Annotated in this window: 11 protein-coding genes; 8 read left to right on the top strand and 3 right to left on the bottom strand. The window is 54.6% G+C overall.

All coding sequences use genetic code 11. The features are described from left to right. Window positions 1-166 precede the first annotated feature (166 nt). Both CGZ80_RS10485 and CGZ80_RS10480 read left to right on the top strand, forming a co-directional pair. Window positions 167-1,435: a DUF1559 domain-containing protein gene (locus CGZ80_RS10485; RefSeq protein WP_233148352.1), complete on the top strand. Its 1,269-nt coding sequence runs from the start codon at window positions 167-169 to the stop codon at window positions 1,433-1,435. Window positions 1,436-1,530: 95 nt separating this feature from the next. Beyond that, window positions 1,531-1,731, top strand: a complete 201-nt coding sequence (locus tag CGZ80_RS10480; protein ID WP_143543849.1) for a hypothetical protein — start codon at window positions 1,531-1,533, stop codon at window positions 1,729-1,731. A 126-nt stretch (window positions 1,732-1,857) separates the two neighbouring features. On the opposite strand, the gene CGZ80_RS10475 is transcribed toward CGZ80_RS10480, so the two are convergent. After that, window positions 1,858-7,110: a dockerin type I domain-containing protein gene (locus CGZ80_RS10475; RefSeq protein ID WP_143543848.1), complete on the bottom strand. Its 5,253-nt coding sequence runs from the start codon at window positions 7,108-7,110 to the stop codon at window positions 1,858-1,860. Window positions 7,111-7,822: 712 nt separating this feature from the next. Further along, the gene (locus tag CGZ80_RS10470) at window positions 7,823-8,494 is read right to left on the bottom strand and encodes a glycine zipper domain-containing protein (RefSeq protein ID WP_094414085.1); all 672 of its coding nucleotides are present in this window, start codon (window positions 8,492-8,494) and stop codon (window positions 7,823-7,825) included. Between the two features lie 383 nt (window positions 8,495-8,877). Here CGZ80_RS10470 and CGZ80_RS10465 point away from each other — a divergent pair, with 383 nt between their 5' ends. The 6 genes from CGZ80_RS10465 (at window position 8,878) to CGZ80_RS10440 (ending at window position 17,409) form a co-directional block, all read left to right on the top strand. Beyond that, window positions 8,878-9,222, top strand: coding sequence for an Hpt domain-containing protein (locus CGZ80_RS10465; RefSeq protein ID WP_094414083.1), 345 nt, complete (start codon window positions 8,878-8,880; stop codon window positions 9,220-9,222). Window positions 9,223-9,376: 154 nt separating this feature from the next. Beyond that, the gene (locus CGZ80_RS10460) at window positions 9,377-10,498 is read left to right on the top strand and encodes a Gfo/Idh/MocA family protein (protein WP_094414147.1); all 1,122 of its coding nucleotides are present in this window, start codon (window positions 9,377-9,379) and stop codon (window positions 10,496-10,498) included. Between the two features lie 144 nt (window positions 10,499-10,642). Next, entirely contained in the window at window positions 10,643-13,183 is a 2,541-nt protein-coding gene (locus tag CGZ80_RS10455; protein ID WP_094414081.1) for a PVC-type heme-binding CxxCH protein, read from the top strand. A gap of 30 nt (window positions 13,184-13,213) precedes the next feature. Further along, the gene (queG, locus tag CGZ80_RS10450; RefSeq protein WP_233148351.1) at window positions 13,214-14,287 is read left to right on the top strand and encodes a tRNA epoxyqueuosine(34) reductase QueG; all 1,074 of its coding nucleotides are present in this window, start codon (window positions 13,214-13,216) and stop codon (window positions 14,285-14,287) included. Window positions 14,288-14,453: 166 nt separating this feature from the next. Then, window positions 14,454-16,436, top strand: a complete 1,983-nt coding sequence (locus CGZ80_RS10445) for a type VI secretion system Vgr family protein (protein WP_094414079.1) — start codon at window positions 14,454-14,456, stop codon at window positions 16,434-16,436. Between the two features lie 70 nt (window positions 16,437-16,506). Further along, window positions 16,507-17,409 (top strand): FHA domain-containing protein, encoded by a 903-nt coding sequence (locus CGZ80_RS10440; RefSeq protein WP_094414077.1) that lies wholly within the window; start codon window positions 16,507-16,509, stop codon window positions 17,407-17,409. Here CGZ80_RS10440 and CGZ80_RS27585 read toward each other — a convergent pair. Beyond that, window positions 17,389-18,834: a WD40 repeat domain-containing protein gene (locus tag CGZ80_RS27585; RefSeq protein WP_143543847.1), complete on the bottom strand. Its 1,446-nt coding sequence runs from the start codon at window positions 18,832-18,834 to the stop codon at window positions 17,389-17,391. The genes CGZ80_RS10440 and CGZ80_RS27585 overlap by 21 nt on opposite strands. Window positions 18,835-18,911: the final 77 nt, after the last annotated feature.

Here is an 18,911-nt window from a genome sequence, read left to right as displayed (position 1 = left end):
CATTGCCACTTTGTGGCATCTGCCAACAGATAGCGGACCAAGATCGCGGACCAAAAATGGTCTGGGCATTGCGTTAGTGGTCGAGCCAGAACGCGAAGACCAATCGGATTCGGTTGGATCGCTCGCACAGTCTTTTACATTCTTCTAGAAAACTCGAAGTTCAGTAATGCCCATGTACAAAGGAACGTCCGGCAAGCGTAAGTCCGGATTCACGTTGGTCGAATTGCTTGTGGTGATCGCCATCATCGGGATCCTCGTCGGTCTGCTATTGCCCGCCGTCCAAGCGGCACGTGAAGCTGCCCGCCGCATGAGTTGCAGTAACAACATGAAGCAACTCGGTCTCGCGATGCACAACTACCACTCGGCCTTCAAACAGCTTCCCAAGCACGGTACCGGTGCCGCAGACCCCACAGCCGGGATGCAAACTTGGTCGTCCAGCCGAAGCTCTTTGATGATGCTCAGCTGCTTCGTCGCCATGACCCCCTACATCGAACAGCAAGGATTGTGGGACGAGATCAGCAATCCTTCGACTTACCAAATTCCGGACACGAACACCCCACGCAACCCGCCATGGCCAGCGATGGGTCCTGCTCCAGAAGAAACTGCTATCGGTTACCACTACCGTCCTTGGATGACCGAACTTGCAACCCTTCGCTGCCCCAGCGACCCAGGTCAAGGTCTGCCTGCGATGGGACGCAGCAACTATTCAGCCTGTCTTGGCGACTCCGGCAACTGGCTCGCGGTATACGGCGACATGGGTGACGGATTCAAACCCGACAACAACACCTCACGTCAAAGTACCGGTACCGGCCGCGGTTTCTTCAAGATCCGTGTCAAAACTCGCTTCCGCGACGTCCTAGACGGTCTGTCCAACACCATCGCTTTGGGTGAACACATCACCTCGCTGAATGACGGTGACGTTCGTGGCCAAACTGCGTACGACGTCCCAACTGCTTACGACAACCCCAAAGGTTGTGACGCATACCGCAGCCCAGAACGCCCACGTTTCTGGTCGAACGGAGATGACGGCGGGACTGCACCACCAAACTTGATGGGCGTCGGTGGCCCATGGTTCTCGGAACCTTGGGGACGCGGTTGTGCATGGGCTCACATGGGCTCGGTTGACACCGGCATGCTGACCCAAGCACCACCAAACAGCCCGACTTGCAACGGCTGGTGGCTCAAGCTGCAACCAGGCAACATGCCACCAAGTAGCCACCACCCAGGCGGATGCCATGTCGTGATGGGCGATGGTGCGGTCAAGTTCATTACCGATTCGATCGAATCGGGCGACCAAACTTCCAACAGCCCAGGATGGCACAACGACCAGTACATGTTGACTGGCCGGTTGGCTCCTGGATCGCCAAGCCCCTACGGTCTGTGGGGTGCACTCGGAACTCGTGCTTCCAGCGAAGTCATCGATTCGGAATTCTAGTCGGATTCGATGTCAATCGATTGAACTCCAATCCGCCTTCGCAGACATCCTCAATGTGTGCGGAGGCGGCTTTGCTTACTACTCAAGGTATTTCAATGAAAAACGCCACCAAGATTGCCCTACTGCTCGCAGCACTTGTTTCTGTCGTCGGTTGTTCCGATGGCGGCAGCTCGGTCATCACTCCTGACCAAGACTTTTACGAAAGAGCTGCCGAAGCGAAAGCGAACGGCCAGCCACCAGGAGCGCCACCTCAAGCCGGCAAGATCCAACCGGCTCAACCTAAGCCAGCTGCCTAGCGCACTGGCCTGAGTGATCGCCTTTCCAGCGACCACGCCGACACAAAAAATCCTCGCAGCGCGTCAAGGCAAGCTGCGAGGATTTTTTATTGGTATCGCGTCGTTACAAATTTGCTGATCTCAGCATCAATCGAGCGGAAGGATCAGTAGACGATGCTCTGGTAAACTCCAGGTCGCATCCTGATACAGACCATTTCGTCCATTTAGGAAATGGAGATTCCATACTGAAAGCGGCACGCTCGATTCGCTGACCCGTAACGTCGCCGACCGTCCGTCGTCAGCTACCGTGACCGTCTCGATCGTTGACAAGTCAGCAGAGACTTTTCCGAGATGACTCACCTGAGCGAGGCTACCAGCGTTTAAGTTGGAACCAAGCAGCAGGATTTCGTCGCCGGGCCGAACGCGAATCGGTCCGCCGGTAACCACCGGCGCCACGCCGTTGACCAATAAAACGGTCACCGACGGAACTTGAACCACTTCGCTCCGTCCCCCTGAATCGACAATCGAAATACCGCCGGAGAAGTCTTCAGGAGTGATTCCGGCAAGTCGCGAATCCATGTGCGAAAAGACGAACTTACGATTGCGAATTTCGTCAGCCGTTAGCGCTACCGAGAAGTCTCCAAACTGCAAACGAGCACCTTCATCAACTCCGTTCATAAACACGGTGAAGGAATTCCTGTTAGCGTTGCTCGACGGAATACTGACCTCGATTGTGGGGATCACTTGAACCACACGTTCGCTACCAAACAGGCCCCAACGCGTCATCCCGGTCACCGCATCGTAAGGAACGTGATATTGATCGTCTTCGAATTCACTATGGCTAACCACTTGCTTAGCGGCGGCCGACCAATTTGCCCGCTCCGCAGGAGTATCTGATTGCGGGTCGCTGAATTTCGAAAAGAAAACTCCGTCCTGGCTATCAACAATTCCTTGCGGTACGACAAGCTGCTGCCCAACATTGACACTGGGCAAATCAGGGTTTGCAGGTGTGCCGCTGGTCGCCGTTAACCCCGACAGTGCTTGATCGATCTCGCCCTCTGACACACGGAAATAAACCGTCTGCGTCCCCCAGCCATTGCTCACTTCAATCGGACCGGACGGGATTTGGGCGAGGTTGTCTCTTCCCAACCAAATGCTAGGGTCCAACCTCGGATTCCCCTCGGAACCATAAAATGATCTTGCGATCAACGAGTCCTCTGATGAACCAAAGCGAAGCAGACTTTCAAGTGGCGGATCACCCGGGATGCTAATGAAGTACTGCTCCGACGTCGAAGCCGACCAACGGTGACGGCCCCATTGAATCTCAAGACCTTCGGCGTTGAAGCGGCTGTCCGTTTCGATCTCGATCCATCCTTCCGAGTCGTGAGGGCCACCGTCAAGACTCGCGCTGTAGGTACGAACCACAACGTTAGGAACGATGGGTAGCAAATGAAGCGACCGGCCCGACCAATCGCCAAACATCATCACTGGACTACGCTCTGAAAACTCAGCCTGTACCAACACCTCACCGCTCGGTTTCAGCCCGACAGTCCTCTGGCCAAGCGAGCGACTCAATCCATCGGGCGAGAGCTCCCGACCGGGAATCGAGTAGGGCAGATCCTCCGCCGAGACACAGTCGAATAAATCATCGGGCACGCACGCAATGTCGTACTCAATTCGTTGAAGATAGTTTGCCGAGGGCAAGGATTCGTACGTTGGCTGACCGACGTTGGCGACCGGCATCGCCTGCTCGGGCCACCAGGGAACAAGCTGATCCAATGTCGCGGTGACATCGTCCTTGGTGATTTGCAAGACACCTTCGGTGACGTCTTCTGGAACAACCAGCGCCAGAACATCCAGCCCGGGTTCTTCCAATGACGGAGTAGCCTGCGGTACGACAACCGTGCCATCGATCCTGAATACCGCACCGGATAATGCGGTGCCGCTGAGCAGAATGGTTGATCCGGCGGCTGAGGAGTCACCACTTGCGGCGATAACGGTCGGGGCAACTTCAATCCTTCGAAGCTCGTCGATCGCGACGGCCTCGGCACCCAGCGGTGCTTCGACTTCGAGCGTTCCGCCGCGAAAGTCGATCGGAAGTCTTAAAAAGTACAAACCTTTATCGTTGAGTCCTCCCCAAACCCTGACGAAGTCCGACGAGCGATTTGGATTTGAATCGTCGCGCAAAATAAATGGGAGACTGACCGGTAGCGGTGCTGACGACATACCGTCGATCGCGGCAACTTGGACATACAGATTGCTGCCAGCCAAAACAGTGTTGTCCCCGAGCCCGGAGTAATCGTATTCGGCCGCGAAGTTTTCTTCGAAAGCCGCGATCCCACTGACCTGCCATGAACGCTCGCTCTGATCAGCGGTAGGAATTTCTATCCGATCGCGGCCGATACGCGTGACAATTTCAATGGAGTGATGAATGACCGGCGTCATGAGAGAATCAGTCTTGGGCTGACATGCCGCATCCAATGGCAAATCGCAACCAAGGAAAACCTGATTGTCAATCAAAAGAGAAAATGGCTCGTCTACGTCGCTATCGATACCAAGAACATCATAAGAGTCCAGCATCCGTTCGGCGAGCGCAACGTCTCCGACTAGATCCCCTAGAACTTCAATCTTGGGAGCGATCTGCAATTCAACGCCCCGCATTTGTCCGGCAATTCGAACCTCTCCGGATGTGGCAACCGCGGGGACTGTAACCACCGCCCGTGTTCCATCATCGGAGACTTCGCTGACTTGAACGTCCTCAACTCCAACGGCAGGAAAGTCGAATGTGCTATTGATCAGTTTTCTACTGCCGACTTGAAATAAGACCGTGGTGTCCGGCGTAAATTTTTCACCGATCAACTCAATCCTATCACCTGGAATGGCAGACGGAATTGATGGATCGAAAATCTCATCAACGTCAGCGACCGCTATAATTCCGTGAAGGACCGGGGCATCAGGAATCGCAGCCGGCTGAGGAACTCGCGCCGCGCACTCCCGTTGAATCACCTCTGTGGTGTTGTATCTGGACCCGAATGGTGTCGACTGCTGAAACAGCCAGTCACCTTGCAAGGACATACGACTGAGGCTTGGCGAAAATACCCCATAATGCTTCAGCGTGGTTTCGCTGCGCACGAATTCGCCTCCAGATGGATCAAAATCAAACATCGTGGGGGGCGTTCCATACGAATTCGTTTTCTCGACGGAACAACTGTTCGTCAACGCGGCTCGCAAATCGGTCGCCGACTTCGGACGGACGAACAGCCTGACCGTTTCGGCCTCTTGATCCCAGAAGATCCCCCCCTTCATTTGCGGGGAGCCCGGGTTAGAAGTGTCAGCGTCAGGCTTGATAAATTGCTCGGGGATGCTGTCGGCAGGGTCTCCTTGAGCGACCAACTGACCGTCTTTCAGCGAAATCTCTCGCCAGTACGTTCCGTCCCGCCAAAACTGAAACCAAGTGTTATGGACTGGGTGATAGACCGTCTCGGCCAAGAAATCTGCGTCAAGTGAATCGATCACGTCAGACACGCTTCCAATCAGTTCGCCACTGCCAAGATCGAGCAACAACCAAGACTGGGCAGAGTTGCCTGCGATTCGGACCACCAAGACCTCAGTCGCAGGGTCCGGCGATGGCGCGACGTATTGAACCCGATCGTAAAACGCGCCGATTGGGACAATGTGCAAGCCCGCCACGACTCCATTGGATCCCGTCGGCAGCAGATTTTCTAAATCGACCTCAACGATCGCCTCGCCGGACAAATAGTCGACTCGGCTAATCTCATCTCGGGACGCAAGCCAAAAAGAGTTCCCGTCATTTGTCAAAACCAGATGGTCGATCCCTGATTCGAACTCCGGCCGAGCCTCAAGAACTTCGATGGGCCCCGAGACTCCGTAGGGTCCCGCCAATTGTGCGGTAGCAAATCCGTGTATCCCATTGGCACCATCACGAAGGACGTTCCACTCGGCAACGTCTGCGCGAGTCAGCTGTTGGTTGAACGCCGGATCAGAAAAGTCATCGCTATTGAAAACCCGAAACTGGAATTCACCATCATCAACATTCATTCCGCCCAACGATTGAGAGTATGGGTCAAACTCCCATACCCCGGCTTCAGTTACTGGCAACGAGTCGTGACTAGGAATCACATTGACGTGAAAGAGTATTTCTCCCAGCCCGTTTCTCACATCACCTGAAACAGCATCATTGGGAACCCATAACTTCAATCCACCAGTCTGAATGTCGTATTGCACCGGCTGGCGTTGCTCTCGCTGCACCGTGACCGTTCTACCATCAACTTTCTCAACGACGTCAAACGAATAGGGAGCATGAGCCTGACTTGGTGGAATTTGGACGGTGATCAATTGCCCGGCGCGCACCGTTGGGCTTAAATCATCAAAGACTTGCCCCACGTCAGGACGTAAGTCAGCCACCTGTACCGGTGGTTCGCTCGGACCGTCGTCCTCGCCGGACCGTGGCAACGATCGTCTCAGCTGCAATGTCGTTCGATTGCCAGCTCTGTCTTCAAGCACCCCATCAATCTGCACGCTTAACGATTCGTCTTCATTCAATTCAAACTGTGCGAGAGCCAAATCGACGAGCACCAACTCTCCGGATGTTCTTGTTTGAAACGCCCGAATTGGCCCACCATCCGCATGCCCTTCAATAGGCTGCCTAATGATCAACGTCGACAGACTATCAGTCGTCACGCCACTCGGCTCTAGAATCACGAATTGCAAGTCGTCATCGTCGACCGTCAGAGATGCTGGCAGAATCAGTTCGGGACCGCGCATGTCATAGACAAAATTCAATTTTGCCAGGACCAATGCATTTTCAGAAAACGCATTGTCATGGTGTGCGACCAACTCGACGGTGAATAAGTCTGACGCATTGCCCGTCGACGAACGCAGCAACGACAAAACTTGGTTCGATGGCACTTCGAAGTACTTGCCGTCCAGGTAGCCGGCGAGATCAAGTGAGCTTTCGCTACCGAGGTTGTCTACGCCACGAAGTGAGAACGTGGCGCTGGCGAACTGGCTTGGAGCAACGATGTGCCCACGTAAAGTCACATCGTTCGTCAAACGGTCAAAGTTTGTCGCTCCGCCGGGCGCCGTATCGTTCGCAAGACGCAACGACGAAGAAACCGCATCTCGCCCCAGTTGGTTGATAACAATCAACGCATCGCGTGGCGCAACGAAACCACTGCCATCGACATCACGCTTTCGAGATTCCACCGATTCGGCGGGCGATTCCAGCCCGTACCGTCCCAGCCAGTTGATCACTTGGAGCGCGTCGGAGGGACTCACCCGCCCGTCGCCGTTAACGTCCATCGCGTCAAAGGATGCAGAGAAATCGCTTGCCAACAGATTCCTGTCAACTAGCCGCTCGAAGACAGGTCTGCGTTGCATGTCGAAAGATTGCGAGGGTGTAGTAGACAATCACCCCTTGGGCGACTGGCGAGGCCGGGTAGCCTAGTCGAGATACCTCCAACTGGCAATTCTCGCTCTCCAAAAGCATTCTCGGTAACGAGAACCCGAATGCCGCTCCCAGAACCACGAGGAGTCAGCAGATTTCTTCGCCCCGATCTACCAACGAACACTCCTCCGGAGTAAGGACGCAAGGCAAATCGCCGATGACTGGCGTGTCGTTTGCGTCATCCATTTTGCGACTTGGCAACGAGGTAATAAATGTTGCTGCCAGCGTGCACTGCTACTGCACTTCTTCGGCGCGGTTGCGAAATTGATGTCTTCGCCCCGGAGGGGCCGACATGGGTAGCTTGGGGCGGCAGCCCCAAGAAACGGCGTTAACCAAAACAGACGCCCCGGAGGGGCCGACGTTAGACGCGTTTGACTGTGACTGATCGACGGCAGCCGACCCAACGTCCCGCTGCCTGCTTCGTTCGGCCTGAATACTGACGTCGGCCCCTCCGGGGCGAACCAGATCATTCAATCAAGAATTCTCGGGGCACCCGCCCCGAGCTACCAACGGGCACTCCTCCGGAGTGAAAACGCTGGCTTGTACCCTGCGACGCAGACGAACCAATCGGTTCTTCAAGATGATGCTGCGTGTCGCGCCATCCTACCCTCGGACCGCTACGAACGCTTCTTCTTGTCAGTTTGCTTAGTGAAAGAACGGGTAACCGCCGCGGCTGCGGTGATGGTAGTAGTGCGGGCGTGGATAGGAACGCAAAACGTGCTCTTCAATGATCACTGGCGATGGCTGGTGATAGTGACGTTCCACCACAACTGGTTGCGGAGGTGCAACCACAGGAGCGGAAACGGTTGGCGCGGGGGCTGAATTGCCGAGCGACTGCAGTGAAGTGATCACATGCTCGCTGACGCCTTGTTGATGGAGCGCAATGATGTCGCTAACCGCGATGCGACCGACATAGCCGCGTTGACGCACTTGGTTGATGATAACTTGGTCACTCAAACCCGAACGCGACATGCTGACGACGTCTTGCAAGGTCACCGCGGACTGCATGGTGAGCGCCTGCTGCTGCGCAGCGGCCTGTTGCTGCTGGGCGTGGTAATACGCCGCTTGCTGACGCTGCATCTGCGCTTCTTTATCAGCCGCATTGCCAAGAATACCGCCCGCCACCGCACCGACCACACCGCCAATCGCTGCGCCAGCACCAGCTTCATCGTTGTGATCACCGATGATACCGCCAGCAATAGCGCCAGCGATTCCACCCAATGCGACACCACGTTGTTGCTTCGCTTGACCAAACGCGGTCGGCACCGAAGCAAGGCAAAGAGCAGCTGTTATGACAAACCGTTGGCAAGGTTTCATCGGAACGATCTCGAATCAAAATGGGTAACGTGAGCGGGCACGATTGCAGGAGCCTGCGAAGCTTCATTCGCTTTGCGATTTTGCGCAAGTTCGGCGACAGCCTTCAGGTACCAAGTTCGAGGGTCAGACGTCAATCGAAATAGCGATTGCAAGCATTTGCATCGCGAGGATCGATTGCACCGCCAAACGCCCCTCCTATGAGCTGATTATCGGGTCGCTGAAGCCACAGGATGAGCAGACTGTTCCTAGCCGGAAAAAACGATTCGCCACCAGGGATCGGGTTAACAATTCCTGTGATGAGGGGATTCCGCCAGTGTGCCCATCTCGACCACATCGTGAGCTAATAATTGAGTGACATACCCCCTCTCGCTGGTGAAGCAACCATGGATTCAGGATCTGGAGTTCAAGACAACGAACTTTTCGATGAATTGATCATCGAATTCGTTGATTCTTTAGAAGGCTATTTGCAACGCATGGACGATTTTGTCGCCAGCAAAGACCTCGATGCACTCGGCCGAGAAGCACACAAACTAAAAGGCTGCTCCGGTACCCTCGGCTTTCAAAAAATCCGCCTCCGAAGCGAATTACTCGAGCACCAAGTTCGTGCCGCTTTTTGGGAAGAGATCGAACCTTCGGTGGCCGGATTGTGGGAAGAGATTCGTGCGGTCAATATCGACCACATACGCGAGCGTTTCTTGCTTTCCAAAAGTTCCGGATCTGCGTCTTAGCGATCAGCTTGCCGATTAACATGTCGTTGATCCACCTCCAGCCCACGCGTAGGTGAAAATCTCGTATCTTAGCGTCAGTGCGTTCGTTCAGTGGCGTGTTTTGATCTGCCGCTTCGATCGCAGTTGCCAAACGTACTGACGAAAGAGGATGCAGATGTCAAAGCCAGTTCGCGTCGCAATGATTGGGTTGGGATTCGGTGCCGAATTCATTCCGATCTACCAAGCACACCCCAATTCAGAAGTCATCGCCCTTTGCCGACGGAATGAAGCCGAACTGAATCGATCGGCAGATCAATTTCAAATTGAGCGTCGTTACACTGACTATGACGCCGTACTGGCGGATCCCGACGTTGACTATGTGCACATCAACAGCCCGATCCCTGATCACGCCTGGATGTCACTGAAAGCACTTGATGCGGGCAAACACGTCATGTGCACCGTGCCAATGGCGACAACTATCGATGAATGCCGTCAGATTGTCGACAAAGTCAATGCGACGGGCTTGAAATACATGATGGCTGAGACGGTCGTTTACAGCCGCGAATTTCTTTACACCAAAGAACTGTTTGACAAAGGCGAACTGGGTGAGATCCAGCACCTCGCCGCTTCACACCCGCAAGACATGGACGGCTGGCCAAACTATTGGGAAGCAATGATCCCGATGCACTACGCCACACACGTTGTCAGTCCTTGCTTGGGACTAACGGATGCTCTTGCCGAGTACGTCAGTTGTTTCGGTTCAGGCCGCGTCCGTGATTCGATCGCCGAAAAGTCCGGCAACCGGTTCGCCGTTGAGTCTTGCCACATCAAGTTAAAAGACAGCGATGTGGTCGCGCATATCTGGCGTTTCCTTTACGACGTAGCCCGCCAATATCGCGAAAGCTTTGACGTCTATGGGACCAAGAAAAGCTTCGAATGGACGTTAATCGAGAACGAACCGCACGTCATCCACACGGCAAAGAAGCCTGAACCGGAGATCCCGGAAAAGATTGAGGTTCCAGACTTCGCCAGTCGATTGCCGGCCGAAATTCAGAAGTTCACCTTGCCATCTGAAATTCACGATTCCGAGCATCTCTCTTTTGTTCAAGGCGGCGGACACGGTGGTTCACACCCCCACTTGGTCCATGAGATGGTGAGTGCTGTTTTAGAAGACCGCGATCCGTGGCCAAACGCGGTGACAAGTGCCAACTGGACCTGCGTCGGCCTTTGTGCACATGAGTCGGCGCTCAAGGGCGGCGAGAAAGTCATGCTGCCAGAGTTCACGCTCCAGCGCTAACCGGTTGCTGGTATCCTTCCGTCGCCGACGACCTTGGCAAAGTAGCGTTCTTGCCCCAGTGCACTTTGCCGCCGCGGGCGATTCTGTTGACTGCTAAACCAACGTTCGATTCCGAAACGCTCTCCTCTTCTTCCTCACCTGAAAATGAACTGCCACCTCCGTCAGACAAAGTGGTTTTCGAGTTTTCTGCTGGCCGCCGCGTTCATCGTCGCAATGCCTGATGAAGTCCGATCGCAAGACAGCTTGGTACCGCCGGTGGTTGTCGAGTTGGGCTGGGAAATTGAACTGGTGCTCGCAGAGCCTGACATCGCGACGCCGGTAATGTGCGTCTTTGATTCCCAGGGGGCGTTGCTGGTGATTGAATCGCACACTCATTTTCCGCCTGAGAATTACGCGGGTCCTGACCATGACCGAATTTTGCGATTGTCGGACAGCAACCAAGACGGAACGCTTGACCGGCGAGAAGTGTTTTTCGATCAGGGCAAGTTCACGATGGGACTCGCAGTATTGGACGATGGCTGGATCGCGGTTTCCCATCGCGACGACATCATCAAAATTCGCGATACCGATGGAGACGGAAAAGCAGACGAAACCGTTACGCTGGCGACGTTAGATACCCAAGCAAACTATCCACACAATGGACTGAGTGGCTTGGCCGCCAATTCAGATGGCTGGGTGTACTTTGGACAGGGTGAAAACTTTGGCGAGGACTACACACTCGTTGCCGCAGACGGTTCAAAGCAAGTTGGCGGTGGTGAAGGAGGCAACGTCTTTCGCGTACGTACCGATGGTTCACAACTTGAGCGTGTCGCGACAGGCTTCTGGAATCCCTTCGGCATGTGCTTTGATTCAGAAAATCGCTTGTGGAGCGCTGGCAACGATCCAGACGCGATGCCACCCTGCCGCTTGATGCATGTTGTCCCGGGCGGAGACTTTGGATTCGAGTTTCAATTCGGCCGTGGCGGCACGCACCCACTGCAATCGTGGCTTGGGGAGCTGCCTGGGACGCTGCCACCAGCCGCCGGCACCGGCGAAGCACCCTGCGCAGTCGTTCCCATCGGCGATCGCCTTTGGGTAGCAAGCTGGGGCGACAATCGCATCGAAGCCTATCGCTTGACCCCAGACGGGGCGACATTGACTAGCCAAACCGAAACAATCCTGCAAGGCGATACGTTGTTTCGACCTGTTGGGATCGCTGTTGCACCCGACAAGTCCGTCTACATCACCGATTGGGTGCGCCGTGACTATTCGGTGCACCAGACGGGACGGATTTGGAGATTAAAACCGACAGCCGGACAACCTGTGACAGCGGCCCAACCGCCGTTGTCCGATGACGAAAAATCTGCGGTGGCTGCCGACGCGCAAAACAAAATCGACGAACTCCTGGAACTGGCATCCACCACCGATCGGTATCTTGCACAAGCTGCCGTCACCAAGCTTTCCTTGCTCGAAGAATTGCCAGCCGCTGTATCGTTGAATGAATTCAGTTCCCAAGCCAGCTTGGCCGTCTTGATGGCTTGGCGTTGGCGTGAGCTTTGCAATCCAAGCTCCGTTTCCGAAGCACAGCGACAAGCGTTGATCACGTGGGGACTGAGCTCAAACGATCAAGCGTGCACGTTGTTTTCGCTACGCTGGGCAGCAGAACGCAAAGAAACAGCACTGCTCTCGAAAATCGAGAACGTCCTGTCGTTACCCAAACTATCGCCGCAACTTTTCGAAGTCACTGTCGCCACGATTTCGTATGTAAAAAATGGTACGGCACGAAGCGGCGTCCGAGATCCGGCCCGAGAAACGCTACTTTACACTCTCGCAAAAAACTCAGCGCGAGCGGCAGACCTGCGTGCCCTGGCGGTTCAAGGTATCCCGGCAGCAGCGGATCATCCGACGAATCAGGAACTTTCAGAATGGCTCGCCCCCAACGTCGGCGATACCTTGCAACGTGAAATCATTCGCTTGTTAATCGATCGCTGCGTGAGTGCCGACGCGGAGCATCAAGCAGTTCGAACCTCGGCCGTACAGACACTTCAGTCAATCGCCGCCGACATGCAATTTCCCATCTCGGTTCGGGCCGATGCTGTGTCGGGACTTGCTAGTGTCGCACGCGACCATCAAAAGTTCCTTAGCAAGCTGAACGACGACCGCGCCATTCCCAACGAGATTCGCGAAGAAGCACAGCGTGTGCTTTCGAGCATCGCGGGAATCCCCAACCAAAAACGTCCCCCCGTCGAAGATCTCGATTCCTGGCTGCAGTTGGTCGGCAAAGGCGGCGACGCCGAAGCAGGGGCTCGTGTTTTTCAACGTTCGACTTGCATCAAATGCCACCTGCATGAGGGTCGCGGTGCAATGACTGGGCCAGACCTGACCAGCCTGGCGGGGCAAACACGAGAACGAATCTTGAAATCGATTCTCTATCCGAGTAGCGAAATTGGCCCGCTATATGTGCCTTGGAAAATTGTCACGGTCGATGGCGATGTCAAAATCGGCTTAAAAATGCCCACGCCTGGCGTTGGCGGCTCCATCGCGTTTCAGGCTTCCGATGGAACACCCTTTTACGTCAAACTAGAAGACATCGAATTCCACAGCTTCAGTCGTCAATCGATCATGCCGAACGGCTTGGAGCAAACAATGTCGATCGGTGAACTACGGGATCTCCTGGCGTTCCTAGCGCCAGACACAAGCGAATAGACACATCGGAACTTAAAAACGGGAATTGAATTGAAAGGCTCGGTCGCGAACGAATCCAATTCCCCGGCGGGTCCCGATTGGCTGGAACCGTTTCTTTCAGGGCTCGACGAGTTCGGATTCCTGCTCGTCGGGATTTGCCCGGTCGTGGACTCCAGCGGTTTCCATCGCTTAGTCGAATGGATTGATTCCGGCTACAACGCGTCGATGGAGTATTTTCCCGATCGATTGGAAGCGTACAGAAACCCTTGTGGGGTGATGGCTGGCGCGAAAAGTATTCTTGTCGTGGCAAGTCCGTACGCTGCTTCGCCGCGTGCCCCGTGTGAGCCTGGCCATGGACAGGTCGCCCGCTACGCTTGGTCCGGAATTGATTACCACGATACGATTCATCGCCAACTGAAATCACTCAAGCGTCTGGTCGCCGAATATTCCTCGAAAACGAACCTCCGCGGTTGCGTCGACACGGCACCGCTTTTAGAACGCGAACTTGCCGAGCTCGCCGGCCTCGGTTGGCGCGGAAAAAACACATTGCTGCTTCACCGCACCCACGGCAGCTATTTCTTTTTGGCCTGCGTACTTGTTGACGAAGTCTTGCCGTATGACGCTCCCAACGAGAAGTCTTTTTGCGGTTCATGCACCGCTTGTCTGGATGGCTGTCCGACGGATGCGTTTGTCGGTCCAGGGATCATGGACGCGCGAAAATGCATCAGCTATTTGACGATCGAGCATCGTGGACACATCCCCGAGCCGCTTCGCCCCGAGATGGGCGATTGGGTATTCGGATGCGATGTCTGCCAAGAGGTTTGTCCTTGGAACCGCAAGCCATCCCGCGATCGGCCAACCAACCAGGCATCGGATGCATTCCGTCAAGTCGACTTGTTGGAATTGTTGCGAATGGACGAAACGGAGTTTCGCGAGCAGTTCAAAAAGTCTCCGTTCTGGAGAACCAAGCTTCAAGGCATGCAGCGGAACGCCGCCATCGTGCTAGGCAATCAAGGCAATTCAGATGCTTTGGATGAGCTGCGCCGTCATGTCGATTCCGAAGACGAGGTCGTCGCGGAAGCTTGCCGTTGGGCGATCGACAAGATCACCGGCAGCCCCCGGTAGCCCTGGTGGTACGTCGAACAATTGCTGTACAATTCGCCCCGACTTGGCAGCCATTGTTCGAAGCGGTGTCCAGTTAAGTTCTGCCCGGATTGTTTCTCGCATAGGACACGGGCACCAGCAACCGAATTGACAGGGATGGGGGTCGCCTTGGGGCGACGACAGATTCATGAGCGACCTGCAGCAGAACCGCGATTTCAAGATCAAGACCAAACTTGGTGCAGACGAGTTGCTGTTGTACCGGATGGTCGTCCAAGAAGAACTCTCTCGCCCCTTCGAAATCCGGCTCGAACTGCTTTCCGAAAACCACAACGTCGATTTGGAAACGTTGCTGGGATCGGCTGCGACGGTTTCGATCGTGTTGCCCTCCGGTTCCACGCGTTTCTTCAACGGAATGTTCAACCGGATCTCATGGGCGGGAACACAGGGTCACTTGGCCAAGTACGAAGCCACCTTGGTACCTTGGCTGTGGTTTTTGTCACGGACATCGAGTTGCCAAATTTTTCAAGGAAAGACAGCCCCCGACATCATCCAAGAAGTCTTCAAGGCGAACGGCTTCACGGACTTTACCCGTTCGCTATCAAGCACCTACGATAAACGCGATTATTGTGTCCAATACCGCGAGTCGGACTTTGCCTTTGTCAGTCGACTGATGGAAAAAGAAGGCATGTATTACTTCTTCACTCATGAAGATAGCAAACATGTCCTGCAACTTTGCGACAGTGCTTCTTCGCACTCGGCGGACACTGACTACAAAAGTCTCCGCTACCATCCGCCAGACCCACAGCGGATCCGCGAAATCGAGCACATCTATCAATGGGGTGTGTCGCTCGAAGTTCAGTCAGGTAGCTACGTGCATACCGACTTTGATTTTGAACGCCCCAAGGCAGCGATGGAATCAACATCGACCGTCAGTCGTAGCCACAGCTATTCGGACTTTGAAGTTTACGACTACCCGGGCGAATACCAACAGACGGCAACTGGCAAACGATTTGCCCAGTATCGAATCGAAGCCAAGCAAGCGAATTACCAACGTGCCCGGGGCACCACCAATGCACTGGGACTTTGCACCGGAGCGCTTTTCAGCCTCGAAAACCATCAACGGGACGATCAAAACTGCGAATACCTGATCGTTAACAATCGCATCGAATTGACCAATAGCGAGTATGAAACCGGAAACGAAAATGGCGGGCTCGTGTACCAATGTGATTTCGAAACGATCAAGTCTGCGACTCCCTACCGGTCGCCAAACTGGACTCCCGAGCCCTACATCAGTGGTCCGCAAACCGCGATCGTAGTTGGTAAAAGCGGGGAAGAGATTTGGACCGACTCCTATGGCCGCGTCAAAGTTCACTTTCACTGGGATCGACTAGACAAACGCGACGAGAATAGCTCCTGTTGGGTTCGGGTCGCACAATCGTGGGCAGGCAAACGTTGGGGTTCGATTCACATTCCGCGAATCGGCCAAGAAGTCATCGTCGAGTTTTTGGAAGGCGATCCAGACCGCCCAATTATCACCGGACGTGTTTACAACGCCGACGAGATGCCGCCTTATGATTTGCCGGCCAACAGCACACAGAGCGGAATCAAAACCCAGAGTACGTCGAAAGGCAACAACCAGAATTTCAACGAACTGCGGTTCGAAGACAAGCTGGACAAGGAACAGATCTATTTCCACGCCGAGCGTGACTTCGAACGTGTCGTTGAAAACAACGACTCTCTATCGGTTGGCTTTGACAAGAAAGCTGACGGCAACCAGGACGTCAAGATCTACAACAATCAGACGGTCGAAGTCGGCTCATCGGGCTGCAAAGAAGGCAACCAAACGATCACCGTCCTCAATGACTTGACCGAAACCGTTAAAGAAGGCAATGTCAAAGTCAATATCGACAAAGGCAATCGTACAACCACGATCAAGCAAGGCGATGACACGCTCGATATCAAGGCGGGCAAACAGACCATCACGGCCGCGAAAGAGATCGTTTTGAAAGTCGGTCCCAATAGCATCAAGATCGATACGCAAAAGATCACCATCAAAGCGGTCGAAATCTCGATTCAGGCCGATACCAAAGTCGAAATCAAGGGCGCTATGCTGAACGCCGAGGCCCAAGGAGTCGCCACAATCAAGGGCGGCTTATTAAAGCTGAACTAGCTTTGTCCCGTCCGCCAACGTGCGTGCACGCCCATCACCGCTTCACACAATCTTTCCTAAACGTCGTCACATGAAATTGATCGTCCATGTCGTTTCTGGACCGGCACGCGGCCGCAAGATCCCGGTTCAATTGGGTGAGCGTGCCCGATTTGGTGCGAGCGATGCAGCGGATGTTTGTTTGCCTTCCGCTGAGATGGCTGACATCCATTTCGAGATTTGGTACCAGGATTCGTCTGCATCGATCACGTCCTACGATCCGTCCGCTCCAACGCTGGTCAACGACAAACCGATCACCCAATCGGTCTTGTCCAATGGCGATCAAATCCTTGCGGGCCAAAACCGCATGAGTGTTTCCATCGAATCGGCACGTCCGTCGGTGATCCCGGTCGAGCAGGAACCTGAAGAAGCCGTCGAAGTCGAAACACTTCCCACCTTGGCCGAGGTCGTCGCCGGGTTGGAACTTGACGAACAAGCTCCTGCCTTGATAGCGCCGGATGAATCCGCCAAATCGTACGCAAGCCGCCTTGTTGAATCCGGCTTGTTTTTCGACGCCATCAAAGTGTTCGCTCACTGTTTACCGAAACGACAAGCTGTCCAATGGGCACATCAAGCAATTAGTTCGCAGCCATCGGAGACTCGTACCCCCGAGGATCAGCAGGCGTTAGTTGCGACACAACAATGGTTGGATGATCCGAGCGAAGATAACCGCCGTGCCGCGATGGGATTGGCTGAAAAGCTGAACTATGACACGCCCAGCGCCTACGTTGCCGCTTCGGCAGCATGGAGCGAAGGGAGCATGGTTCCAGCCCAATTGGATCCGGTTGCCCCACATCCACAACTGTGCGCGAAAATGGCTGCCGGTGCGATCCAAATCCACCTTTCGCGTTGTGCTCCAGACCAAATGGAATCACAAGCACGATCGTTGCTCGCAATCGGATTTAACATTGCGGATTCAGCCGCCTCGGTAGCTTGATCGTCGCGTTTCCACCGCTAAATCGCCGCCTTGAACGGCCGGTGTTTCCGTGCGGTTTAGATCGATTTCGATTGTTGCTTCGATCGAATCGGGAAACAATTCGTCCCCTAGCTTCTTGTTGTCCTGGCCGTCCAATTGGCCGCGATCGGCGTCTCGGTATTTCAATCCCTCGATTCGGAGTTGAAGTTTGCGGGCACCCGATCCAGCTGACGAAAGGCCATCAGCATTCGTTTCAGAAGCTTCAGGCGATTCGCTTCGTTGAATGTCCGCACGATACGTTAAAGAACGCAGCAGAGCCTGCACCGAGGTGACGTCCGCAGCCTTGTTGAGCCGAACTCGAATTAGCGTTCCCGTGGAATCCGGGATCGACTCATTCTTGCCGAAGACGATCGGTACCAAGTTCTCGTGCGCTTGGTAAAGTAAATCTCCCGTCTCGCGGTTCCATCGAATCACGGACGCATCGCTAGTGCGGAATTCAATGAGTTCCTCCATCGCATTCGCAGCAGGCGATTGATTGGAATCAACAACGAATTCAGTACCTTCGAAATCGACAAGTTGACTTGGATCGCTGACGACAAATCCATCGTCAATCAATACCGCAGGTCCGCCAATTCGACAGAATAACTGTGGCGACGAAGGTGTGATTGCGACAGGTGCGATCTCACGTCCTTTCCAAATGACCGTCCGTCCTTCGGTACCCGCTGACAACAAATCGCGATCATTCGCTGAAAGATTGACAGCGACCACCGCTCGGTGCTCTTCGAGCGTCAAAAGCTCGGAAATTAAATTGTGTTCTGAATGATCGTTGCTCGACTCGTCTGCCGTGCGCGCTACGCGACTGGTATCCCACACAACAATCCGTTTGCCCTGTCCGGTCACCAAACGCCGGCGGTCATCCGAAACATCCATTGAACGCACAGCGAGTGCATCGTCTTCATTCAGTTTGGCAAGTCGCTGCAAATTTGCATCCCAGAACGCGACGTTTCGGTCGCCGTCCGAAGTGACCCACCAAACACCATCCGCACTGACAATCGCCTCCCGAATGGGGCCTGGTTCCCAGACTTGCTCAAAGCGAGCGAAGGCCCCGTCATCCATCCGATGCCAGCATTCGCCGCTGGCACTGCCGCCGAACAACACACGCCGCCCAATCGGTGAATAGGTTGCTGAATAGCAGTCTTCACCTGCGAGTTCACATCGCTCCGATTGAACCGATTCCCAGACGTTCTGTGGCGACAATTGCCAGCGCCGCCACTGGCCACGTTGGTCGAGCGAGATGAATTCGTCTGGATCACGAGGATTGAAGCGTGCCGCGACAATCGCATGACTGTGCTTACCGGACAGACCTTGTGCCGCACCGATGTTTTCCGTCCAGCGGCCATCACTGAATTGCCAGACTCGCAAGTTACCTTCGCTATCGCCTGTCACGAGTCGCTCCGAAAGTCCACTGACCGGATCGATAGAGAAGTCGATCGAGTTGACTGACGCAGACGGCCGAAAACTTC

Origin of the sequence: Rhodopirellula sp. MGV, from assembly GCF_002251265.1 — a bacterium.
GTDB classification, from domain to species: Bacteria; Planctomycetota; Planctomycetia; order Pirellulales; family Pirellulaceae; genus Stieleria; species Stieleria baltica_A.
This window is presented reverse-complemented; position numbering and strand designations above follow the sequence as displayed.